A 26,371-nucleotide genomic window follows, 5' to 3' on the forward strand; every position below is an offset into this window, starting at 1 on the left:
AAAGTGGGACATGAGCGTCAATTGGCCGATGACCATCATTGTTCGGCATCCTTCACGACACTGCGGCGACGGGCTTGGCCCAGGGTGCTCTGACGCGCGCTGCCGGCTTCACGCAGCGCGGCTTGAGCCTGGTCGCGACGGGTCTGTTGCAGTTGATTGAGTGGCTGCAGCAACTGGGCGACGCTGGTGTCGGCGTCCAGGGCGAGTTGCTCCAGCAGGCAGACGAACAGGCTGTCGAGCAGTTCGATGTAGGCACTGGCGTAACGCCCGGTGTCGTAGTCGTACACCACCAAAAGCCCTTCGCCGTCATCCACGACATTGATCAGCAGGTCCACATCCGAAGCCTGTGGCTCCAGCGCTCGCTCGCTGATCGCCAGACCTGGCAATTGCAGGTCCTGTTGACGGGTGTTCTGCACCACCAGTTTGACCTGGAAGAACGGTGTGTACCGCGCGTCCCGCTGCGGCAGCAGGTCGGCTACCAGCGCATCGAACGGCAAGTCCTGATGGGCAAAGGCATCCAGCGCCACACGTCGGGCATCGCTCAGCAGTTCATCAAATGTCTGCTCGGGCGTCACGCGGCAACGCAGCACCAACTGGTTGACGAAGAAGCCAACCATGTCTTCGGTCTGTTGCTGATGACGGTTGGCGATGTCGGTGCCCACCAGCAGGTCTTCACGTCCGGTCTGCTGATGCAGCAACACGTTCAGCGCACTGTGCAACAGCATGAACGGCGAAGCCTCGCGGGCCGCCGCCAACTCGCCGATGGCCCGGGCCAGCGATGCGGGCAGGCGACTGCGATGACGTGCACAACCGCCATGCTCGCGGGTCTGAGCGCCCGGCAACAACAGCGGCGCCGGGCTGGCTTGCAACTGCTGGCGCCAATAGGCCAGTTGTTGCTGCCAGACCGGACCCGGCAGGTGCGTGCGTTGCCACACGGCGAAGTCAGCGTATTGCAGGGTCGGGGGGGCGATGCGGGCAGCGGCGGTGCCAAAACCGGTGTAGTCCGTGGCCAGTTGATCCACCAGTTGTGCAATGGACCAGGCGTCCACGGCAATGTGGTGCATGGCGATGGCCAGTACGTGGGTCTGCGCGTCCAGTTGCAGCAATCGTGCACGAATCAACGGCGCCTGGGTCAAGTCGAACGGCTGGCCGAAGACCTCAGCCAATTGCACCTGGATGGCCGGTTCCTGTTCCTGTGCCGAGACATGCTGCAGATCGGTGACCGGCAGAGCAAATTCCTGCGCCGCTTCGATCCGCTGCCAGGGTTCACCGTGATCGCTGTGCACGGTGCTGCGCAGCACCTCATGACGGGCGATCAACTGCTCGAACGCCAGGCGCAGGGCTTCGACATTCAGTGCCCCGGTCAAGGTCAGGGCGAACGGAATATTGAAGCCGCTGGAGCCAGGGTTCAACTGCTCCAGGAACCACAGACGCTGTTGGGCAAACGACAGCGGCAACGGCTGCGAACGGTCTGCCCGAGTAATCGAAGGCAGGGCCATAGGCGTTGCCTGCAAGCGCGCGCCGTCGATGGCGCGCGCCAGGTTTTCCAGTACCGGGTGATCGAACACCGCACGCAGCGGCAGGTCCACCGCGAGCTGGCTGCGGATCCGCGAAACCACCAGCGTTGCCAGCAACGAGTGCCCGCCGAGGGCGAAGAAGTTGTCGTCGGCGCCGATCGCCGCCACGTTGAGAATCTGGGCCCAGATCGCGCCCAGTTGCTGCTCGGTCTCTGTGCTCAGCGAGCGTCGAAGACTCTGGTCACAGTTGTCCAGCGTCCGTGCGGTCAGCAGTTTGCGGTCGACCTTGCCGTTGGCGTTCTGCGGCAATGCCTCCAGCTGTTGCCAATGGGCCGGCACCATGTACGACGGCAGGCGTTGGCTCAGCCACTCGCGCAGTTCGGCCACCGGTGTGTCGTCGCCGGTCCAGTAGGCGACCAGTTGCAGGTCGCCACGCTGGTCGGCGTTGACGATCACGACCACCGCTTGCACCGCGGGATGACGACCGAGGTGATCTTCGATTTCTCCCAGTTCGATACGGTGACCACGAATTTTCACCTGCTGGTCGCGGCGACCGAGGAACTCGATCACCCCGTCTGCACGCCAGCGCCCCAGGTCACCGGTACGGTAGAAACGCGCGCCGGGTTCGAACGGGTGCGCGACGAACGCGGCCTGGGTTTTCTCCGGATCGTTCAGGTAACCACGACCGACGCCGACGCCACCGACGCAGATTTCCCCCGGTACGCCCACCGGCACCGGACGCAATGCTGCGTCCACCAGGTACAGATGGTTGTTGGCGGTCGGCCGGCCAATTGGCATCGCGTTGCCGCCTTCGCTCGGCACGCTGGTCAGCGGGTGGAAAGCCACGTCGTCCGAACACTCCGCCGGGCCGTAGGCATTCATCAACGGCACATGGGCAAAGCGGCTCAGCCATGCCTGAGCCAATACCGGCGGCAGGGCTTCACCGGTCGGCAGCAGCCAGCGCAGTGCCGACAGTTGCGTGTCGGTATGGGCGAGGTCGAGCAGGGCGCGGATCATCGTCGGCACGGCTTCGAGCACCGACAGTTGTTCGTTCTCCAGCGCTTCCAGCAGGCGCTCGGGGTCGTGGGCAATCACGTCCGGCAAGATATGCACGGTGGCGCCGAGGATCGGCGCGGCGAGGAACTGCCAGACCGAAATGTCGAACGCCGGGGAAGCGGTCTGGGCAATCCGGTCCGCGCTTGACAGGCCCAGCGTCGGCACCTTGCCAAAGATGTTGTTGAGCATGCCCCGTTGCTCGACCATCGCGCCTTTGGGCATGCCGGTGGAACCCGAGGTGAATATCACATAGGCCAGGTCGTCAGGGCTGCCCGCCATCAGCAGTGGTGTTGCGTCACCGGCCAGCCACAGGGTTTCGGTGCGCAGGCGTCGCGGTGTCTCAGCGCACGCGGCCAGTGCCGGGTCGATGACCGCGTCGGCACTTTCACTGGTCAACAGAATCGTTGCCCCGGACAGTTCGAGAATCTCGCTCAGGCGCTGTGGCGGATGCTTGATGTCCAACGGCAAATAGGCTGCGCCAGCCTTGAGCACGGCGATCATCATGCTCAGCAGCGGCAGGCCGCGTTCACCGGCCAGGGCCACCAGGGTGTCACGACCCGCGCCGGTTTCGATCAGCGCACGGGCCAGGCGGTTCGAGCGCTGATCCAGCTCGGCGTAGCTCAGGCTGTCGGCGCCACATACGGCAGCGATGCGTTGCGGATGCATCGCCACTTGCCGGGCGAACAGCTCGGCGTAGGTCTGGTCCAGCGGGAACTCGAGCTCACTGCGGTTCCAGTCCACCAGCAGGGTCTGGCGTTCCTCGGGCGTGAGCAGCGACAACGAGCTCAGTGGTGCGTCAGGCTGGGCAACCATTTGCGTCAGCAACTGACGCAGGTGGCCGAGCATGCGCTGCACGGTGTCGGCGTCAAAACGCGCGGCATCGTAGGTCAGGCGAATGCCCAGACGATCACCCGGGTAAAGCACCACGGTCATCGGGTAGTTGGTGTGCACGCGGTCTTCATAGATGTCGACGTTGAAGTCCACCTGACGATCCGACAGGCCGGCATCGAAGGGGGCGTTTTCGAACACCACCAGGCTGTCGAACAGCGAACGACCGTGCTCGATTTCACTCCAGCGTTGAATGTCCACCAGCGGCGCATGTTCGTAGGCACGCAACTCGAAGTTATGGGCGAACAGCGCTTGCAGCCACGGCACCACGCATTGTGAGTCGTCAACCTTGACCCGCAGCGGCAGGCTGTTGATGAACAGCCCGACAATGTCTTCCACGCCCGGCAAATCGGTCGGACGGCCCGACACCGTGACGCCGAACAGCACGTCGTCGCTGCCGCTGTAGCGCGACAACAGCAACGCCCAGGCGCCCTGAATCCAGGTGTTGGGCGTGAGTTGGTGCTGTTGGCACAAGGCGGTCAGTGCGCGGGTGTCGGCAATCGACAGGGTGACGTCAAGGTTGGCCACCGCTTCGACTGCTTGCTCGGTGACGGCCGGGCGATCCACCACCAGCGGCGTCGGCGCGCTGAAACCGGCCAGTTCGCGGGTCCAGAACTGTTCGGTAACGGACGTATCCTGGCATTGCAGCCAATGGATGTAGTTGCTGAACGATGGCAGTAACGGACGGGCCACGGGCTGACCCAGTACCCGCGCCTGGTAGTGGGCGAACAGGTCGGCCATCAACAGACCGAAGCACCAGGCATCGGTCAGAATGTGATGGAAGCTGCGCACGATCAGGAATTCCTGATCGGCCACCTGGAACACCCGAAGGAAGGTCAGCGGCGGGCGACGCATGTCGAAACCCTGACGGCATTCGGCGTCCAGCACCGCGTCCAGTTGGCGCTGGCGAGCGGCTACGTCGAGGCCACGCCAGTCGTACCAGGCGAATGCCGGGTCGGTCTCGTGGTAGACGCATTGCAGCGCGGCCTTGCCGTCTTGCCACCAGAAACCGGTGCGCAGCATCGGGTGCCGGGCCAGTTGTTGCTCCCAGGCGTATTCGATGGCGGTGCGGTCCAGTTCGCCGTCCCAGCGATAACGTTGCTGCATCAGATAAATGCCGCTGTTGGGACGCAGCAGGGTGTGCAGCAGCATGCCTTCCTGCATTGGCGACAGGGGCAGCAAGTCATCGATGCCGGCCCAGTCGAAGTGTGCGCCCAGGGTTGTGAGGTCGTGTCCGGCTGCGTGGCACAACGGGAACGTATGAGCGCCGGGAATGGCTTGCTCGGCGTCGGCGGCCAGCAAGTTCAGACGCTGTTCCAGCGCCTCGGCCCAGCGTTCGGCGCCCGGACCACGGCAATCGATCTGCAACTGACCTTGTTGCAGGCTGACAGACACGGTCACCCCGGCAGCATCAGTAGGCGCGCTGGCGGCAATGACCTCGCCCAGCGGTCCTTCGGATGCCTGCCATTCGCCGGCCATGATGATATGCACCGTCGGCTGCGGCAGGCTCAGCAGGGGATCACGCAGGTAGTCGTTATCAGCGAGGTAACGCAGCACACCGTAATCGTCACCGGCGTGCGGTGCGGCGGCCAGTTGCGCATCGACCTGTGCGAGCAACTGCGCAGCGCTGGCGCAAGGTGTCACGGTCAGACGCAGGGGGACCGCGTGGCTCAGGGCACCGATCACCGTGGCCGGGTTGAAATCGGTGCGGCTCAGGGGGCTGGTGAGCGGCAGGCGTGCGCGCTCGCAGCGGCCGCGATCCAGGCTCAGCCAAACATCTTGCCCGGCACTTTGCTGCGCCAGCTCCGCAGCGACTGCTGTGGCGACCAACGAGGCCCAGGGCGCATGGCTGCGCCGTTGCAGCAGGTTCAGGCGAGCGTTGAGCGGCGCCGGGATCTGCACGCGGGTTTCAGTTGCCACGGTGTTCTGCGGCGGGGTTGGTGGCAGGGTTTCGCCAGCGTATTGCAGCCAGTATTCCCAGGCCGATTCCAGCCCGTCTTCATCGGCTGCGTAGCTGTTCTGATGCTCGGCCCATTCATCCAGATTGCCGCCGTGACGCGGCAACTCGATCGCACGGTCGTATTGCGCTTGAGCCACGGCCAGCGTCAAGTCCGTCATCAGTAATGCCCAGGAGGCCGCATCCAGGCGCAGTGCATGGCTCACCAACAGCACAGCGTCGCCCTGTTCCGAAAGACAGGCATGCCAGCCTTCGCCCGCCGCGTGATCCAGCCCGGCCAGGGTGGTTTCGGCCAGTTCGGTCAATGCGTTCGAGTCATCGAGGTTCAGTGGCTGACGGCTGGCGCTGACCGGTTTAGGCGTGGCGGGCAGGGTTTGCGCCCAAGTGCCGTCCGCCTGCCGGGCCAGACCCAGTTGCAGCGCACGGTGTTGCTGTTGCAGGGCCAACACGGCGCGGTTCAACACCTCGACGGTGATCGGTGCATTCATGGCCACGCAGCGCCAGTCCGCTGTCAGTGGGCCGGCTTCGAGCCGAGCGTGCTGACCTGGTGTCAGCGGCACATTGCGCGCAGCACTGGACGTATCGCGGCTGTAGTTCGCCCCTTGGCTGATCACCGCAGAAATTTCGGCGATGGTGCGGTTTTCGAACAACTGCTTGGGCGTCAGCTTCATGCCGCGCTGGTGGGCGCGAGCGATGATCTGCAGGTTGAGAATCGAATCGCCGCCCAGGGCGAAGAAGTTGTCGTGAATGCCCACGCGTTCGACCCGCAACACATCCTGCCAGATCTCGGCGAAGGCGATTTCCACCGCATCTCGCGGGGCCTCGTAATTGTCCTGGCTGGCCGGGGCATCGGGCAATGGCAGGCGTGCGATGTCCGGTTTGCCGTTGGCGTTCAGCGGAATGGCATCCAGCGCGATGAAGTCCGACGGCACCATGTAATCCGGCACGCGCAGGGCCAGGTCATGGCGCAGCTTGTCGGCGGACATGGAGGTGCTTGCCACCAGCCAGGCGACCAGGCGTGGCGCCTCGTTGGCCGGTTGCACCACGCGCACCAGCACTTGCTGGAGGTTGCTCGACAGGCGTTTGATCTGTGCTTCGACTTCGCCCAGTTCGATGCGATAGCCGCGCAACTTGATCTGGTTGTCGACGCGCCCGAGGAACGCCAGTTCGCCGGATTCCAGCCAACGCACACGGTCACCGGTACGGTAGGCGCGGGGCAGGTCGGCAATGGCCGTGAAGCGTGCGGCGGTTTGCGTTGGATCGCCGAGGTAGTCCATGGCCAGGCCTTCGCCGCCCACCCACAGTTCGCCCGGCACGCCGACCGGCACGGGGTGACCGTGTTTGTCGAGGACCCGCAGTTGGCGGTTCGGTTGCGGATGGCCGAGCGGCTGCACACAGGCCAGTGGCGAGTCGATGCGTGACAGGCAAATGCCCACGGCACTTTCGGTCGGGCCGTAGTGGTTGTAGACCGCGAGTTCCGGGCGCAGCGCCCGGATCGTATCCAGTAATGCACCTTGCAGTGCTTCGCCGCCGAGTAACAAGGCGCGGCGCGGCAGCAGGCTGGCGTCGGGGTGAGCGGCGAGCAAACCGTGCAGGTGGTTGGGGGTGAGCTTGACCAGATCCGGGGTGAATTCGGCGAAGCACTGTGCCAGGGCGTTCGGGTCGGCACGGGTGTCGTCATCCACCAGCAGAAGGCTGCCACCGCTGACCAGAGCGCCGAATAACTGGGTGTAACCGAGGTCCGCCGCCAGGGTCGACAGCAGCGCATGGCGCCACGGTTGTTCAGCCTCGGCGCAACCCAATTCCGCGAGAATGCCAGTGACATAGGCGACGATGGCGCGATGAGACAGGCGCACGCCTTTCGGCGTACCGGTGGAGCCGGAGGTGTAGATCACATAGGCGCAAGCCTGTTGATCCACCGCTGGCAGGTCGATGCCGGTGGCGCGAGCCGAGGCGTCGATCACTTGTGCAGAGGCGGTGTCGAAGGTCGGCGCGCCGATGATGAAGTTCACTTCGGCACTGGCCATCAACGCACTCAGGCGCGAGGCCGGTTGGCCGAGGTCCAGCGGCAGGAAGCAGCCGCCGGCCTGCATCACTGCCAGCAGCGAAACCACTGCGTCGTTGCAACGGGGCAGGGCCAGCGCCACGCGATCACCCGGTTGCAGGCCGCGCTGACGCAACGCGCTGGCCAGTCCGGTCGAAGCTTCAAGCAGTTCGCCATAACTCAAGGCGCCGTTGGCGTCGCGCACGGCTTCACGCTCGGGGTGACGGCGGGCCTGGGCGGCGATCAGTTCATGCAGCGCAGCCTCAGGCAATTCGAGGGGTGCACCGTTGCCCCAGGTGCGAGTCAGGCTCAGTTCCTGCGGCGGGCACAGCGGTACATCGGTCAGTGGTCGATTGGCGTCGCGGCTCAGTTCCTCGATCAGCGTCACCAATTGCTGCAACAGGCGCGCACCAGCGGCATCGGACAAGCGTTTGCGCTGATGCACCAGATGCAACTGCAAGCATTCGCTTTCCATCGAAGCAATCAGCGACATCGGGTAGTTGTTGCGCCCACCCGTGTGGCGCAAAGGCGCGGAGTGTTCGGCATCCGGCAACCCGACGAGACCGTCGTCGATCTGATCGAGCTCCCGAGGGAACGGGAAGTTTTCGAACACCATGATCGCTTCAAACAACTCGCCACCAGGCGGCAGCGCGGTCAATGCCCGCAAACTGGCCAGCGGTGTGTGTTCGTGTTCGCGCATCTCGGCGTTCCAGTCCTGGATGCCCGCCAGCCATTGACCAACGGTTGGCGCATCGTCCCAGCGCACCCGCAACGGCAAGGTGTTGATGAACAGACCGACCATGCGCTCGACACCGCTCAGGCGCTGCGGACGGCCGGCCACAGTGACGCCGATCAGGGCTTCGTCGCTGCCGTTATGGCGGCCAAGCAGATAAGCGTAAGCCGCTTGCAGCAACGTGTTGACGGTCAGGTTGTTGTCGCGGGCGAAGCTGGTCAGGCGAGCGGTGGTGACGGCATCCAGCACACGCTGATGCTCGGTGCAGGGCAGGTGCGCTTCCACGTGATCGACAAGCAGACCGCGTGGGTCCAATTCGGGTATGCGGGTGGTGTGGGCGAAGTCTGCCAGACGGCTGCGCCAGAACTCATCGGCCGAAGGACGTTCGCTGAGGTATGCCACGTAATCCTGGAACGGACGCACGGTCTCCAGCGCGGCGTTTTGCCCGCGTCGTGCGGCGCGGTACAGATCGCGCCAGTCCGCCAGCAACGAACCAACGCTCCAGCCATCGAGCAACAGGTGATGGTGGGTCCACACCAGCGACCACTGCGCTTGTCCGTTCACATCGTCCAGTCGCGCCAGGGTCAAACGCATCAGCGGGGCCGCGCCCAGCTCGAAAGCCTGTGCGTGATCTTCCGCCGCCAATGCCGTCAGCCCTTGCGGGTTGCCGCGCAAGTCGACTTCGCGCAGCGGCAAGTCGACTTCCTTGAGAATGACCTGATAGGCGTCGTCCAGCTCTTCCCAGAGGAACGCCGTGCGCAACACCGCGTGGCGTTGCATCAAGGCCAGCCAGGCCTGACGGAAAGCATTGAGGTCGAGGTCACCGGCCAGCCCGATGTTCATCTGCTGGTAATAGACCCGGGACTCCGGCGCATAAGCCTCGTGGTACAGCAGGCCTTTTTGCAGGGGTGTCAGCGAATAGATGTTTTCGATTTGGTCATGCATGGCAGCAGTGTTCAATCCAGAAAAACGAGGAGGCACGTGCGCCGCGAACGGCGCACTCCGAAGTCAAATACAGGTCGATACCGGGGCTCACTTCTTCGGCCCCAGGCGTTTGAGCAGGGTGTCGAGGGTCGCCTGGTTCATGCCTTTGGCCAGCGGGAAGTCTGACGGCATCAGCGTCCCGGCCTGCGGGTCGAGGCAATGCCCGACCAGCGCTTGCAGATGCTCCAGCAAGCGAGCGGGCAAGCGGCTGTCGGCGCTCGGCGTGACGCTGTGCCATTCGACATGCAACACGCCGTCTTCCAGCCACGCCACCACTTCACGGCCATGGGTCACCCGGTTGGCCAGTGCCACTTCTGGCGGCGGGGTCAGGCTGCTGGCGCGCAACCAGCCCTGTGGCGTTTGCTCATGCCCCAGGTAGTTGAACAGCACATCACCACGGCTTGGCGGCAATGCGCCGCGCTGGCGCAGCAGCCCGTGACCGAGGCCATTGCCCGGCACGGCGCGCAAGGCTTCCTTGGCGTTGCGCACCCGGTCGCCGGGGGCACCGCTGGAATTCACGCGCAGCGGATACAGGGTGGTGAACCAGCCGACGGTGCGGCTGACATCCAGGCCTTCGAACGGCGCATCGCGACCATGGCGCTCCAGATCCACCACGATGTCGCTGCGGCTTTCGGCTTCCGCCAGGGTGGCGGCGAGGGCGGCGATCAGCAGTTCTTCCGGTTGCGTGCGATACGCGGCGTGGGACTCGGTCAGCCATTGATGAGTGCGAGCCGCATCCCAACGGGCCGACAAGGTCTGACGCTCGGCGACCGTGGCCACCGGCGCGGTGTTCACTGCGGTCTGGGCGTTCCAGTAGCGCTGTTCGGCGCTGACCTTGTCGGCATGGGCGTGCAGGTGCTCGGCCCATTGACGGTAGGACGTGGTTTTCGCCGGCAGGCTTGGATTCTCGCCACGCTCCAGCCCTTGATACAGCTGCTGGAAATCTTCCAGCAGCGGCGTCCACGACACTGCGTCGACGACCAGGTGATGCGCGACCAGATACAGGCGTTGCGGTTCGCCTTCCAGCAGGGCCGCGGCGAACAGCGGGCCGTGTTGCAGGTCCAGGCTTTGTGCGACTTGCTGCAGTTGTTCAGAGTGTTCGCAGCAGGTCAATTGAGCGGGCGATACCGGTGCGATGTGCGCCTGCCATTGCCCGTCAACCTCTGCGAAACGCAGGCGCAAGGCATCGTGGTGGGCGACCATCCGATCCAGTGTCGCTTGCACCAGGGCCGGCTGCAGATGACGATCGCTATCGGCCAGCACCGACTGATTCCAGTACGCCGCCTGCGGCTGTTGTTGGTCGAAGAACCACTGATGCAACGGCATCAACGGCATCGCACCGGTCACGTCACCTTGCTCGGCCAGGGTCAGCAACGGGCTGGCCACCTGCGCCAGCGCGGCCGGGGTCGGCGAGCGGAACAGGTCTTTTGGCGTGAGCGAGTAACCCTGTTCGCGCAGTCGGGAGATCAGCTTCAAACCGAGAATCGAGTCACCGCCCAACGCGAAGAAGCTGTCCGAGGTGCCGACTTCACGGCCACCGGTCAAGGCTTCGCCGAGTAGTTCACCGAACAGTTGGCAGAGTAGGGTTTCCAGTTCGTTGCGCGGTGCGGCGTAATCTTCCTGGGTTTGCGGCAATGGCAAGGCTGCCAAGGCTTTACGGTCGATCTTGCCGTTGGTGGTCAGGGGCAAGGTCGGCACTTCGACCCACACCGCCGGCACCATGTACGCCGGCAATTCGGCGGCAAGCAATGTGTCGAGGCGCGATTGCGGCGCGTTGCTGCTGTAGAACGCAACCAATCGGTTGTCGATCACCAGTGTGCAGGCACCGGTTATCAACGGCTGGTTCAGCAGCGCCGCGTCGATTTCCCCCAGTTCGATCCGCTGCCCGCGCAGTTTCACCTGATGGTCGAGACGCCCCAGGTATTCGATGTTGCCATCGGCGAGGAAGCGGCAACGGTCGCCGGTGCGGTACAGGCGATCACCGTCGATGAACGGGCTGGCGAGGAAACGCTCCTCGGTCAGGTCCAGGCGTTTCAGGTAACCGCGAGCGACGCCGACCCCGCCGATGTACAGCTCGCCGATGCTGCCGATGGGCAATGGCTTTTGAGCCTCGTCGAGGATGTACAGGCGCAGGTTGGCAATCGGTTTGCCGATCGGCACGCTCACGTCGTCCACCGAGCAACGCCATACGGAGACGTCGATCGCCGCTTCGGTCGGACCATAGAGGTTGACCAGTGCCGCCGGGTGTTGGCTCATGAAACGCCGCACCAGATCCACCGGCAGCGCTTCGCCGCTGGCGAACACCTGACGCAGGCTGTGGCAGTTGACCAGGCTCGGTTCTTCGACAAAGGCCCGCAGCATCGACGGCACGAAATGCAGGGTGGTGACCTGTTCCTGCTGGATCAATGCGCTGAGGTAGGCCGGGTCGCGATGACCGTCCGGACGGGCGACCACCAGGGTGGCGCCGGAGATCAGCGGCCAGAAGAACTCCCACACCGACACGTCGAAGCTGTAGGGGGTTTTCTGCAAGACGCGGTCGTTCGGGCCAATCGGGAAGGCGTCCTGCATCCAGTACAGGCGGTTCATCAAGGCGCCGTGTTCGTTCATCACGCCTTTGGGTTGGCCGGTGGAACCGGAGGTGTAGAGCACGTAGGCCAGATCGCTTGCGCTGACGCTGATCGGCTCAAACGCTGGCGCTTGCGGCAGGGCGTCGAGGGTCCAGGCGGTGTGCCCGCCCGGCAGGCGCGCCAGCCACTGCGCTTGAGTCAAGGTGACTTGGGCGTCAGCGTCCTCGATCAGGAACGCCAGGCGCGCAGCGGGCAGTTCCGGATCCAGCGGCAACCACGCGGCGCCGGCATGCACGATGCCGAGCAGAGCCACTACCAGCTCCACGGAGCGTTCCATGCACACCGGAACGATGGCGCCGCTGCCGATACCGGCGGCACGCAAGGCGCGGGCAACGGTTTGCGCGCGTTGATCCAGTTCGGCGTAGCTCAGGCGTTGGCCTTCGAACACCAGCGCCGCAGCGTTGGGGCTAAGGGCAGCCTGTTGGGTCAGCGCCGTATGCAGATTGGTCGGCCCGGTGTACTGACGTTCGGTGGCGTTCCAGCGATCCAGTTGCTGCTGATCCTGTTGTTGCGGGAACAATTCGACCAGCGCTAGCTCCGGCGTTGTCACCAGCGCGTCCAGCAGGGCACACCATTGCGCGCTCCAGCGCTGCATCGTCGACTCGTCAAACAGCGCCGATTGGTATTCAAGGGCGAGGGTCATGTCGCTGCCATCGTCCTGGACTTCCCAGCTCTGTTCGAACTTGGCGTCGATCACCGGCAGCGTCTGCTCTTCGATGCTCAGACCCGGCCATTGGCTGCTGTCCATGCGGCCGTGGTTGAGGGAGAACATCACCTGGAACAGCGGCGTGCGGTTCAGGTCGCGGCGCTGGGCCACGGCGCCGACCAGGGTGGCAAACGGCAGGTCGGCATGGGCCTGGGCCGCGCGCAGATCTGCCTCGAGGCTGGCCAACAACTGCTCGGCCGGAGCCTGTTGATCGACTTCGCTGCGGATCACCAGCGTGTTCACCAGGCACGCCAGCAACGCCTGGGTTTGCGGTTGGTCGCGCTGGTCCGCCGGGGTGCCGAGGCGAATGTCGCGTTGACCGCTGTAGCGGGCGAGCAAGGCACTCAGTGCCGTCGCAAGTACCACGTAGCTGGTGGTGCCGCGTTGGCGGGCGAACTGGCGGATGGCTTCGGCACGCGAGGCGCCGAGGTTGACGGTCAGTTGTCGGGCGCGACGATCCGCTTCGGCACCGCGTGGATGGTCAAGCGGCAGGTCGAGTTGGTAGTCGTCCTGGCCGAGGTGGTTTTTCCAGTAATCCAGGCTGTCATTGCGTCGAGCCTGGGTGTCCGGGTGCTGTTGCCACAGGGCGAAATCGACATAGTCGACGTCCAGCACGTTCCAGGCGGGCGACTGCCCTTTAAGGCCGGCGCTGTAGGCCTGGGCCAGTTCGTCGATCAGCAATTGCATCGCCCAACCGTCGGTGGCGCTGTGGTGCAGGCAAACCAGCAACAGGCTTTCGTCGCTGCCCTGACGTTGCAACAGGTGCGCACGCCAAGGTGCGACGGCGGCCAGATTGAACGGCGTCATCAGCTCGTTCTGCGCATTGGCGCACGCCGCCGTCCAGTCCTGTGTAGCGACCGAAGTGACGACGAGCGCCGGTCCGTGATCGTCGATCAGCAACTGCGGCTCGCCCTGGACTTCGACAATGCGGCTGCGCAGCACCAGATGGCGCTCGCTGACCTGCTCGAAGGCTTCGCGCAAGGCCTGGACCTGAAGGTCGCCGCGCAAGGTCAGGGCGAATGGCATGTGGTATTCGCGCGAATCCGGCACCAGACGGCTGAGCATCCAGAAACGCTGCTGAGCCAGACCCAACGGCAGTCGTGCCGGACGCGGTTGTGCGGTGATCAGCTCACCCGGCATCGCCGCTCGCAGATGACCGGCCAAAGCCGCCACCGTCGGTTGGGCGAATACCAGCGCCAACGGCAGGGTGGCGCCCAGGCGTTCACGGACCCGGGCGACCAGGCGGGTGGCCAGAAGAGAGTGGCCGCCGAGATGGAAGAAGTGATCTTCGATCCCCACCGACGGGCATTCCAGCACTTCGCTGAACAACTCGCAGAGCACCGTTTCGGTGGCGTTGCGCGGCGCGGTGTGTGGCTGGTCGCTTTTGGTTTCAGGCAATGCCGTGGCAGCCAACGCCTTGCGATCGAGCTTGCCGTTGCTGTTGAGCGGCAGGCTGTCGAGTTGCACCCAAAGGTTTGGCAGCATGTGCGAGGGCAGGCTGTCGCTCAATGCCGCGCGCAGTGCGGATTCATCGGCGTCACCACACCAGAAGCTCACCAGGCGTTGATCAAGTAACAAAGTGGCAGCGTCGCGAACGCCCGGTTGCGTGAGCAGTTCAGCATCGATTTCCCCCAGTTCGATGCGCTGACCGCGCAGTTTCACCTGATGGTCGAGACGCCCCAGGTATTCGATGTTGCCATCGGCGAGGAAGCGGCAAAGGTCGCCGGTGCGGTACAGGCGATCACCGTCGATGAACGGGCTGGCGAGGAAGCGTTCCCGCGTCAGGTCCGGACGTTTCAGGTAACCGCGAGCGACGCCGACGCCACCGATGTACAGCTCGCCGATGCTGCCGATGGGCAATGGCTTTTGAGCCTCGTCGAGGATGTACAGGCGCAGGTTGGCAATCGGTTTGCCGATCGGCACGATCACGTTGTCCACCGAGCAACGCCATACCGAGACGTCGATCGCCGCTTCGGTCGGGCCATAGAGGTTGACCAGTGCCGCCGGGTGTTGGCTCATGAAACGCCGCACCAGATCCACCGGCAGCGCTTCGCCGCTGGCGAACACCTGACGCAGGCTGTGGCAGTTGACCAGGCTCGGTTCTTCGACAAAGGCCCGCAGCATCGACGGCACGAAATGCAGGGTGGTGACCTGTTCCTGCTGGATCAATGCGCTGAGGTAGGCCGGGTCGCGATGACCGTCCGGACGGGCGACCACCAGCGTGGCGCCGGTGATCAGCGGCCAGAAGAATTCCCACACCGACACGTCGAAGCTGTAGGGGGTTTTCTGCAAGACGCGGTCGTTCGGGCCAATCGGGAAGGCGTCCTGCATCCAGTACAGGCGGTTCATCAAGGCGCCGTGTTCGTTCATCACGCCTTTGGGTTGGCCGGTGGAACCGGAGGTGTAGAGCACGTAGGCCAGATCATTGGCGCTGACGCTGATCGGCTCGCCCGCAGGCGATTGCGGAAGGGTGTCGAGGGTCCAAGCGGTGTGCCCGACCGGCAGACGCGCCAGCCACTGTGGCTGAGTCAAGGTGACCTGAGCGTCGGCATCCTCGATCAGGAAGGCCAGACGGGCGGCAGGCAATTCCGGGTCCAGCGGCAACCACGCGGCGCCGGCATGCACGATGCCGAGCAGGGCCACTACCAGCTCCACGGAACGTTCCATGCACACCGGGACGATGTGATCGGCACCAATGCCCGCAGCACGCAAGGCGCGGGCAACGGCTTGCGCGCGTTGATCCAGTTCCGCATAACTCAGGCGTTGGCCTTCGAACACCAGCGCCGGGGTATTCGGGCTGAGGGCAGCCTGTTGGGTCAGCGCCGTATGCAGGTTGGTCGGACCGGTGTACTGACGTTCGGTGGCGTTCCACTCAACCAGTTGACGTTGACGCTCAGACGCCGCCAACGGTGACCAGTCGCCGAGGCGAGTCTGTGGCGCGTCGAGCATGGTTTCGAGCAGCTCTTGCCATTGCGCGAGCCAACGTTGGGCCGTGGTTTCGCTGAACAACGCGGCGCGGTATTCCAGCAACACCGACAGCACCTCGCCGTCATGCACTTCCCAGTTCAGGTCGTACTTGGTGGCTTGGGCGGTCACCGCCCGTTCGCGCACCTGCAACTGCGGCCAGTGACTGGCCGACGAGTCAGCGTTCTGCATCACGAATAGCACCTGAAACAATGGCGTCTGACCGAGGCTGCGTTCCGGTGCCAGGTGCTCAACGACTTGGTCGAACGGCACGTCCTGATGCTGCTGCGCGTCCAGCACGCGGTTGCGCACCTGGCTCAGCAAACCTTCGAAATCCAGCGTCGGATCGAGGTCGGCGCGCATCACCAGGGTGTTGACGAAGCAACCGATCAGCGGCTGCAGTTCGGCCAGTGGACGCTGGGCCACCGGGCTGCCGACACGCACGTCGCGCTGGTTGGCGTAGCGCCCCAACAACAATTGCGCCGCGCTGAGCATCAGCATGTACAGGGTGGCACCGCGTTGTTGGGCGAACTGACGCAAGCGTCCCGCCAGTTCTTGCGGCAGTTGCAGTTGCACGGCACCGGCGGCAGGGGCGAGCTGGTTTGGACGACCCTGTTCGGTGGGCAGGTCCAACAGATAATTGCCGTCTTCCAGCTGGGTGCGCCAGTATTCGAGCTGGTTGCGGAACACTGTTTGTTGACCGGGCTCGCGCTGCCAGAGGGCGTAATCCGGGTATTGCAGGGCCAGGTTCGGCAGTACGGCGACGGTGCCTTGGCATTGGGCGGCGTAGAACTGCGCCAGTTCATTCAACAGGTTCTGGCTGGACGCATCGTCAGTGGCGCAATGGTGCACAGTCAGCAATAGCAACGCCTGGTCGCGTCCGCTGCGTTGCACCAGCGTGGCACGGACCGGCACTTGGGTAGCCAGGTCGAAACGGTGCCCGGTTTCGGCGTGGATGGCCTCATCGGTCAGCAGTTGCCAAGTGTCGTCGGTAGCCGCTTCCAGTGTTGTCATGCGCAAGGTGATGTTGACCTGCGGTTCGATGACCAGCGCCAACTCGCCGTCGCCATCGCGCACGATGCGGCTGCGCAGGATTTCGTGGCGTTGAACCACGCTGTTCAGGGCGGACTGCAAGACCAGCGTGTTGAGCTCACCGTCGAACTGTACGGCGCTGACCACGTTGTATTCGCCACCGCCAGCGCTCAGTTGTTCGAGGAACCACAAGCGTTGTTGTTCGAACGACAACGGCAGGCGCGCCGGGCGTGCCGCCGGGACGAAGGTGGCCTCGGGGGCTTGCAGCGGATCACCCAACAGGGCGGCCAACGCGTCGAGGGTCGGGTGTTCAAACACCGCACGCAGCGGCGGAACCGCGGCGAACTGTTGGCGCAGTCGGGCAAACAGCACGGCCGCCAGCAACGAATGACCGCCAAGGTAGAAGAAGTGACTGTCGCGTCCGATCTGCGTCAGCGGCACGTTCAGCAGCTCGGCCCACAGGGCGGCGAGTTGCTGTTCGGCGACGGTGCGCGGTGGGTCCAGGGCGTCTGGCGCCGCTTGAATGTCCGGCGCTGGCAGGGCCTTGCGATTGAGTTTGCCATTGTCGGTCAGCGGCAACTCATCGAGCAGCACAAACGCCGACGGCACCATGTAGTCGGGCAGGGCCGCGCCGATGGTTTTGCGCCAGGCATTGATATCGGCCTGCTGGTCGCAGGTGACATAAGCCACCAGACGCTTGTCGCCGGGCACGTCTTCACGGGCCAGTACCACCGCCTGACGCACGCCCGGTTGGGCACCGATCAAGGCTTCGATTTCGCCCAGCTCGACGCGAAAACCACGGATTTTCACCTGATGATCCATGCGCCCCAGGTACTCGAGCTGGCCGTCGGGCAGCCAGCGCACCAGGTCGCCAGACTTGTACATCCGCGCACTCTCTAAAGGCGAGAATGGATCGTCGATGAATACCTTCGCGGTCTGTTCGGCGCGGTTGAGGTAGCCAAGGGTCACGCCGGCGCCGCCGATGTGCAATTCGCCCGGAACGCCGACCGGCATCGGATTGAGAAAAGCATCGAGCACGTAAGTGCGCACGTTGGCGATCGGCCGCCCGATGATCGGACGTGCCGGGAAGTCGTCCACCGCACAACCGGTCGCATCCACGGTGCATTCGGTCGGGCCGTAGGTGTTGAAGAAGCGGCTGCCGGCAATCGATGGCAGGCGCTGCCAGAGTTGCGCGTCCACCGCGTCGCCACCGAACAGCACGAAGCGCGGCAGGTACACCTCGCCACGGCGTACGCCGTCGCTTTCGAGCAAGGCCTTGAGCTGCGCCGGGGTGCACTCGAAGGCTTGCAGACGGGTTTCGCGGAAAAACCGCGCCAAGGCGTCGGGGTCGTAGCGCACCTCTTCCGGGGTCAGGTACAGGCTGTGGCCATCGAGCAGCAGGATGAGCTCGGCTACGGAACTGTCGAAGGCAAACGAATAGTTGAAACTGGTGCGCATCGGCTGATCGGTGTAGCGGCGATACAGGCCATGGATGCGCGCCCACGCCAGATTGACCACCGAGCCGTTGGTGACCAGGGTGCCCTTGGGCTTACCGGTCGAGCCGGAGGTGTACATGATGTACGCCAGGTCCTCGGGACCGGCGAGTGGCGTCAGGTTGCTGTCCGGCTGATCGGCGAACAGCGCGGCGTCGCTGTCCAGACGCAAACGCGGCAGTTCGGCACCCAATTGCTCCAGCAAACCCTGCTGACCGAGGAACAGCGCGGGTTGCGCGTCTTCAAGCATGTACGCCAGACGATCCACCGGATAGGTCGGGTCCAGCGGCACATAGGCACCACCGGATTTGAGAATGCCCAGCAGGCCGACCAACAGTTCCAGCGAACGCTCGACACACAATGCCACCGGGCGATTGGCGACCACGCCGCGACTGCGCAAGTAATGCGCCACCTGGTTGGCGCGGCGGTTCAGTTCGCTGTAGCTCAGGCTATGGCCTTCGAAGCACAATGCGTCGCGATCCGGGGTGCGTTCGGCCTGCTGTTCAAACAGCTGAGCGAAGGTCAGGTGCTGTGGCACTTCCATCTCGGTGCGGTTCCACTCGACCACGGTGCGTTGCCATTCCGCCGCCATCAGCAGCGGCAGGGCGGCCACCGGGCGTTGCGGCTCGGCGAGCATTTGTTCGAGCAAGTGCTCCAGGCGAGCGAGGGTCTGACGGGCGCTGTCGGCGACGAACAGGTCCAGAGCGAACATCAGCTCCAGCTGAATCGGTGCATTGGCCGGGCACAGCACGTGCAGATCCAGATCGCATTCGGAATGTTTGAGCGGGGTGTCCAGCGCTTCGAATTCCAGCCCGGGGAAGCGCAGCCGCGATTCCATGGCCAATTGCTGCGCGACCATCACTTGATACAGCGGCGCATGGCTGAGGCTGCGCGGCAGTTGCAGGCTGTCCACCAGTTGCTCGAATGGCAGGTCTTGATGCTGCAAGCCCTCGCGCAGACGTTTGGCCACCTGGCCCACCAGCGTGGTGAAATCCGCTTGCTGATCGAAGTCGGCACGGATCGCCAGGTTGTTCAACAGAATGCCGAGCAGGCCTTCGGTGCCCGGTTGTTCACGGTGTGTGACCGGGGTGCCGATCAGTACCGTGGCATCGCCACTCAAACGGTGCATCAGCACGGCGAAACCGGCGAACAACACGGTGAACGGTGTGGTGCCCAAGCGACTGGCGAAGGATTGCACCCGGCCACTCAGGTCGGCACTCAGTTCACGCTGCACGATCCCGGCGCGATAGGTTTGCACCGACGGCCGTGGATTGTCGGTGGGCAAGGCCAGCAATGGGCTGCCTTCGCTGTCGCGACGATCCAGCGTGGTGGTCCAGTAATCGAGTTGGCGCTTGAGTTCGGCGCCTTGCAGGTGGTCGCGCTGCCACAGGGCGAAGTCGGCATATTGCACGGGCAAGGTCGGCAGTTCGGCGGGGGCGCCGTTGCAACGGGCTTCGTAACCCAGAGCCAGCTCACGCAGGGCGATGGTCGCCGACCACGCGTCCGAGACCATGTGATGCAGAGCGATGCCCAGCACATGTTCATCCGGTGCAACACGCAGCAATCGTGCACGCAGCAACGGCGGCGAGGTCAGGTCGAACGGTTGCTCAAAGGTTTCTTGCAGCGCATTGAACTGCGCACCTTCGCGAGCCGTGGCGCTCAAACCCGACAAATCATCGAACGGCACCGCGATGTTCAGCGATTCACTGATGTGCTGGCTGGGTACGCCGTCGGTGCTGCGGATGCCGGTGCGCAGGACTTCATGACGCACCAGTAAGTCATTCAGGCTGGCGTGCAGTGCTTCGACGTTGAGTTCACCTTTGAGGTGCAGGGCGAACGGGATGTTGAACAGCGTCGTGCCCGGCGTCAGTTGCTCGATGAACCACAGGCGCTGTTGCGAGAACGACAGCGGCAGCAGCGTCGGGCGCGCCTGGGCTTTCGGCGCGCTGATAGCGGCTGCTTGCGGTGCGGCGGCGTCGGCCTGGCGGGCGGCGATGGCGACGGCCAGCAGCGCCACTGTCGGTTGTTCGAACAGCACTCGCAATGGCAAGTCGAGTTTGAAATGGGTGCGCAGGCGCGCAACGATCTGGGTGGCCAGCAGCGAGTGCCCGCCGAGGGTAAAGAAGTTATCTTCCACGCCCACCGTGTCGCGACCCAGGACGTCGGCCCAGACTTTCGCCACGGCGGTTTCCAGTTCATTGCGTGGCGCGATGCTTTCCTGGGTGTCGGCCTGCCAGTTCAGTTCCTGAGCGGCCAGGGCCTTGCGATCGACCTTACCGTTGTTGTTCAGCGGCAAGCGCTCCAGGCACACGAAGGCGGCCGGCACCATGTACGGCGGCAATTGCGCGCGCAGGTGTTCGTTGAGTCCGTCGCTGCCCAAGGTGTCGTCGTGGGCCGACCAGTAGGCCACCAGCCAGGCTTCGCCAACGGTGTTTTCCCGCAGCAATACGGCGGCTTCGCGCACATTCGGGTGCTGCGCCAGACGGTGTTCGATTTCGGTCAGTTCGATCCGGTGCCCACGCAATTTCACCTGCTGGTCGCGACGGCCGAGGTATTCGATCACGCCATCGGCGCGCCAGCGGCCCAGGTCGCCGGTGCGATATAGGCGCCCTTCAAACTGAGGATGGTCGATGAACGCATCAGCGGTACGCTGCGGATCGTGCAGGTAGCCGCGACCGACGCCGACGCCACCGACACAGATTTCCCCGGCAACGCCAACGGGCACCGGCCGCAGGGATTCGTCCAACACGTACAAGCGGTTGTTGGCGGTGGGCTGGCCGATAGGCATGTGGCTGACGTTGGCGTGCGGCGCTTCGGAGATCGGCTGGAAGGCCACGTCGTCGGCGCACTCGGCCGGACCGTAGGCGTTCATCAAGTCGATGTCGGGGAAGCGCGCAAACCAGTCCCGGGCCACGGTCGGCGGCAGGGCTTCACCGGTGGGCAGCACCCAGCGCAGGTCGGGTAATTGCAGGTCGCACGGGCACAGCGCGAGCAGCGTGCGCATCAGGCTCGGGACAATTTCCAGCACGCTCAGGCGTTCGCTGGCAAGCACTTGCAGCAGACGTTGCGGGTCGTGCGCCACGTCGTCCGGCAGGATGTGCACCGTGGCGCCGAGTACTGGCGCGGCGAGGAACTGCCACACGGAAATGTCGAAAGCCACCGACGCGGTCTGTGGAATCCGGTCTTCGGCGTTCAGCCCCAGGGCCGGCACTTTGCCGAAGATGTTATTGAGCATGCCTCGTTGTTCGATCATCACGCCTTTAGGCGTACCGGTCGAACCCGAGGTGAACAGCACGTAGGCCAGGCTGTCCGGGTTGCCGAGCAATGGCAGCGGCATATCGTTGCCGGACGTCCAGCAGGCTTCGGCAAACAGGGCTTTTGGCGCCTGATCGAGGCCGCTGAGCAACTGATCGAGCAGGCCGCTGCAACCTTCGCTGGCTACCAGCAACGGTGCGCGAGACAGGCTGAGGATTTCCCGCAGACGCTCCGGCGGATGATTGACTTCAAGTGGCAGCATTGCTGCGCCGGTCTTGAACACGGCAATCATCATGGTCAACAGCGCCAGGCCACGGGGGGCAACCAGCGCGACCAATTGATCTTCACCGACGCCGGCGTCGCGCAAGGCGTGCGCCAGGCGGGTGGCTCGCTGATCCAGTTCGGCGTAGGTCAGGGATTCACCGTCGCAGATCGCGGCAATCTGTTCGCCCCGTTGGGCGACCTGCGCGGCAAACAGTTCGGCGTAGCTTTGATCCAGCGGGAAGTCGTGGGGGTTGACCGCCCACTCGCCGAGCAATTGCTGGCGCTCATCGACAGCCAGGAGTTCGAAACTGCCCAGCGGCGCATCCGGTGCGGCGAGCATGCCGCGCACCAGGCTGGCGATATGGCCGAGCAGGCGCTGCACGGTCGGCGCCTCGAAACGTTCGCGGTCGTAGGACACCCGAATGCCCAGCTGTTCGCCGGGCAAAATCACCACGGTCAAACCGTAGTGGGTGTGCACGCTGTGATCCATGCCCTCGAGGCTGAACTGGAAACCACCTTCCAGAATCTGCTCGTCGATCGGGGCGTTTTCGAACACCAGGATGCTGTCGAACAGGGTTTCGCCGCGAGGGAAATCGCTCCAGCCCTGGATGTCGGTCAGCGGCGTGTGCTCAAAATCACGCATGTCGACGTTCAGCCGTTGCAGCGCGCTCAACCACTGGCCAAGCGATGCTTCGGGATCCACCGACACCCGCAGCGGCAGGGTGTTGATGAACAGACCGATCATCTCCGCCACCCCGGCCAATTCAGCCGGACGACCGGCCACGGTGACGCCGAACAGCACGTCCCGTTGACTGCTGTAGCGCGACAGCAGCAACGACCAGACCCCCTGGAAAAACGTGTTCGGGGTAATCCGGCGGCTACGGCAGAACGCGGCCAGCGCCTGGGTTTCCTGCTCGCTCAGGTGAATCAGCTGATCGTCCACCAGCACCGCATCGGTGTAGCGGTCACGGGCCACGCCGTTGTCTACGGTCAGCGGCGTGGGGGCATTGAGCCCTTGCAGCTGGCCGCGCCAGAATTGCTCGGCCTTGCCCGCATCCTGGCGTTGCAACCACTGGATGTAATCGCGAAACGGCCGTGGGCTCTTGAGCTCAGGCGTGCGGTCGTTGCAGAGCGCTTCATAGACCTTGAGGAAGTCCACGGTCACCAGGGAAATGCACCAGGCATCCATCAGGATGTGGTGAAAGCTGCGAATGAACTCGTAGGACTCATCGGCCAACCGCACCAGACGGAAGCGAATCAGCGGCGGCTTCGACAGGTTGAAACCGACTTTCTGCTCGTCTTCCAGCAGCGTGCGAATCCGCGTTTCCTGTTCGTGCGGGGCGAGCCCGCGCAGGTCGAGGGTGTCCAGCGGGACCTTGACCTCGCGATGGATCACCTGCACCGGTTGCTTCTGGGTTTTCCACTGAAAACTGGCGCGCAGGGAAGGGTGCAGCGCCACCACCTGGCGCCAGGATTCAAGAAACGCGACTTCATCAATGGCCCCGCCGATGCGGTAGCGATCCTGCATCAGGTACACGCCGGAATCTTCGTGCAGCAGGGAATGGAACAGCATCCCCTGCTGCAACGGCGATAGCGGGTAGATGTCTTCAATCGGATTGTGGGTGGTTTTTTCGGTGGTCATTGAAAGCGTCCTGCAAAAAAAGGGGCAATGGCGCGGCGAAGTGGGCGGCCGGTTAAAATTCGTTCTCGTCGAGTTCGGCCATCAGCGCCTGCATCTCGTCATCGGACAGACCCGAAACGCTGAACTCGGTGCTCTGGGCTTCCGGTTGCGCGCTGTCGGCGGCCAGTGGCTGAGCGACTTCGGCCATGGCGGCGATGGTCTGGCGCTCGAAGACATGCTTGGCCGAGAGCGCAATCCCTTGCTCGTGGGCCTGGGCCACCACTTGAAGGCTCAGGATCGAGTCGCCGCCAATGGCGAAAAAGTTCTCGGTGACGCTCACGCTCGACAGCTTCAAGACCTTGGCGATGATCGCTTGCAGGGTGGTCTCCATCGCGTTGCGCGGTGCCACGTGGGCGCCTTCGTCAAACTGGTCCGGGTCGGGCAACTGGCGGGTATCGAGCTTGCCGTTGGGGGTCCGCGGGAAGGTCGCCAGGGTCAGCACCCGGGCCGGCACCATGTACGAGGGCAGGCGTTCACCGAGGAAACGCTTGATCGCTTCCGAGTCCGGCGCATAACCATGAGCCGCCACGATATAGGCCAGCAGACGCTTGCCGGCGGCGTGCTCTTGCACGATCACCGCGGCTTCGCGCACGTCGCTGTGGCTGCACAGTTGACGCTCGATTTCGCCGAGCTCGATGCGGTAGCCGCGCAACTTGACCTGATGGTCTTTGCGGCCGAGGAATGCCAGGCGCCCGTCCGCCAGCCAGCAGGCCAGGTCGCCGGTGCGGTAGGCGCGGGTGCCATCGGCGAGGGTGACGAAGGCTTTGGCGGTTTCTTCGGGCTTGTTGCGATAACCGCGGGCCAGGGTCGGGCCGGCGAGAACGATTTCCCCTGGTTCGCCGATGCCGCTGGTGATCCCGTGTTCGTTCAGCACGCGCAGATCCATGCCGGCGATCGGGCGTCCGATGCTCAGCGCCCGACTTGGGTCCAGCACTTCATAGGTGGCCCAGACCGTGGCTTCGGTGGGACCGTATTCGTTCACCAGTCGAGCCTGGGGCAAGGTCTTGCTGTGCTGGGCGATCAACGAAGGCGGGCAGGCTTCACCGGCAACAATCCAGCACTCGAGGCTGTCGGCACTTTCGGCGCGTTGCAGTTGGTCGAGCAGGGCTTGATAGAGCGACGGCAGCGACAGACCGTGACTGACCCGATACTGGGTAATCAACTGCGCCAGACGGGCCATCTCAAGTTCTTCGCCGGTAGCCGGCAATACCAGGCGCCCGCCCTGGGCCAGCGTCCAGAAAATCCCGGCGACCGAGCTGTCGAAGGCAAATGACGACAACAGCAGGTAGGCGCGCACCGGCGTCTCATAGGAAGCCATGCGCACTTGGGTCGAGAAACTCAACGCACCGTGGCTGATTTCCACGGCTTTCGGTGCGCCAGTGGAACCGGAGGTGTAAATCAGATACGCCAGGTCGTCCGCAGGGGGCATCGGCAGTGGTGGCAGGTCGCTGGCGTTCGTCGCCTTCAGGTCATCGAGCACGAAGCGTTGCAGAGTGGCGGGCACGCTGTCGGCCAGTTCGGCGCTGACCACGATGTGCGCAATGGCGCTGTCGGCGAGCATGTAGGCGCGACGATCCGCCGGGTAAGTCGGATCAACCGGCACGTAAGCGCCTCCGGCCTTCAACACCGCCAGCATGGCCACAATGGCGGCGTTGCTGCGGGCGAACAGAATGCCTACGGGCACGCCTGGGCCGATGCCGGCCGCCACCAGTTGATGGGCCAGATGAGTCGCGCAGGCATCGAGGCGGGCGTAACTCAGGTCGCCGTCCTTGTCGCTGAGGGCGATGGCGTTCGGTTGTTGCTGAACCTGATGGGCAATCAGCTCGACCAGCGTCACCGGTTCGATCAATGGCAAGTTCGGTTCGGTGCCAATAACCTGTGCCTGAAGCGGCCCGCTCAATGGTAGCTGAGCCCAGGCTTGCTGCGGATCGGCCAGCGCGCCCAGCAGCAGTTGCAGCCATTGCTCGGCGAGGCAGGCCGCTGCTTCGGCGCTTAATGTATGGCGGTCGTAAACCACCTGCGCGTGCAGGCTGTCGGGCAATTGACGTACGTTCAGGCAGGCCTTGACCGGGTTCATTACAGCGCTGGCAAAACGTTCCCGGGCATCGCCCGAACGCCAGGCAAAGGCGTAGCCGCCATTGAGGTTCCGGGTGTAATAGTCCTGCCAGCCGACCGTGCGCTCGACCGTGGCACCGACATGTTTGCTTTGAGCCAGCAGCGTCGCCTTGGCATCCAGATCGATGCGCACCGGCAGGCACTGCTCGAACAAACCCAACGCGCTTTCCAGTTCCGGGCCGCGGCTTTCGTGGATCAGGGTGATCGGGACTTGCTGCTGGCCGGCCAAGCGTCCGAGTACGGCAGCCCAGGCCGTCAGCATCAGGTTCGAGGTCAGGGCCGGGTGGCGGGCGAGATCGGCGGGCAATGCCAGATCCACTCGCGCCGGTGCAAACCCGTTGCCGCTGGCCGATTCAAGCGACAGCTGCAAGGCCGGCTGTTCGGTTTCGCTCAGTGGTTTCCAGAAGTTCACGCCAGGGTGGTCCGGCTCGTCTTCTGTCAGGCTCCAGCGCCACTCGGCGTAGTCGGCATATTGCAGCGCTTCGGACAGATCCGGGGTGGCGTCTTGCAGCAGCGCAGCGGCCAGCAGTTTCAGGCTGGTGAGGTCGAAGTGGCTGCTGGCGGCGGTCAGGTCCAGCACCGACTGTTCATCCGTCATCCGCACCAACGTCACGGCGAGCGGGCGGGTCCAGTCACGGGCCTGCGCGGCAAGATCGTTCAGCGCGGTGTCCTGCTCGGCGGGGCTGTACTGACGCAAGTCTTGCATGCTCACAGCCAGCGCGCAGGTTTCGTCAATCACCTGTACCGGCTGGCGCAAACCTGGCACCGGCATCAGGCGCGTGCGCAGGATTTCACTGTCGGCCATCAGCGCCAGCAGACGGCTGTTCAGCGCATCGAGATCCACCGGCCGGGACAACGACCATTGCAAATGGCAACTGAACGGGTGTTCGGCCGCGCCGTTGATGTGCGGGTACACAGATGCCTGTTGCGGCGAAATACGAAAACCTTGGAGTCCGCTCATGTTCAACTCGACTAAAAATGGGGGTTAAACCTGGGCCATGGCAGAGGTGCCGAGGCTCGCTGACCGGTTGTCAGGTGAGCCTCTTGCGATCAGC

3 protein-coding genes are annotated in these 26,371 nt (G+C 64.1%); all 3 read right to left on the reverse strand.

What is annotated here, in order from left to right:
* Nucleotides 1–35 precede the first annotated feature (35 nt).
* Nucleotides 36–9,140 (reverse strand): non-ribosomal peptide synthetase, encoded by a 9,105-nt coding sequence (locus PSH65_RS14700; protein WP_305426722.1) that lies wholly within the window; start codon nt 9,138–9,140, stop codon nt 36–38.
* An 87-nt stretch (nt 9,141–9,227) separates the two neighbouring features.
* On the reverse strand, nt 9,228–23,162 hold the full coding sequence (locus tag PSH65_RS14705) for a non-ribosomal peptide synthase/polyketide synthase (protein ID WP_305426723.1): 13,935 nt from the start codon (nt 23,160–23,162) through the stop codon (nt 9,228–9,230).
* A 52-nt stretch (nt 23,163–23,214) separates the two neighbouring features.
* Nucleotides 23,215–26,277 carry an amino acid adenylation domain-containing protein gene (locus tag PSH65_RS14710; RefSeq protein WP_305426724.1) on the reverse strand — a complete coding sequence of 1,021 codons (3,063 nt, stop codon included), beginning with the start codon at nt 26,275–26,277 and terminating at the stop codon, nt 23,215–23,217.
* Between the last annotated feature and the right edge of the window lie 94 nt (nt 26,278–26,371).

Source organism: Pseudomonas sp. FP603 (assembly GCF_030687415.1).
Classification (GTDB): domain Bacteria; phylum Pseudomonadota; class Gammaproteobacteria; order Pseudomonadales; family Pseudomonadaceae; genus Aquipseudomonas; species Aquipseudomonas wuhanensis.

What these genes read in the sequence shown, in the direction of transcription:
- PSH65_RS14710 (WP_305426724.1), bottom strand. Translation starts at nt 26,277, where the DNA reads ATGAGCGGACTCCAAGGTTTTCGTATTTCGCCGCAACAGGCATCTGTG.
- PSH65_RS14705 (WP_305426723.1), bottom strand. Translation starts at nt 23,162, where the DNA reads ATGACCACCGAAAAAACCACCCACAATCCGATTGAAGACATCTACCCG.
- PSH65_RS14700 (WP_305426722.1), bottom strand. Translation starts at nt 9,140, where the DNA reads ATGCATGACCAAATCGAAAACATCTATTCGCTGACACCCCTGCAAAAA.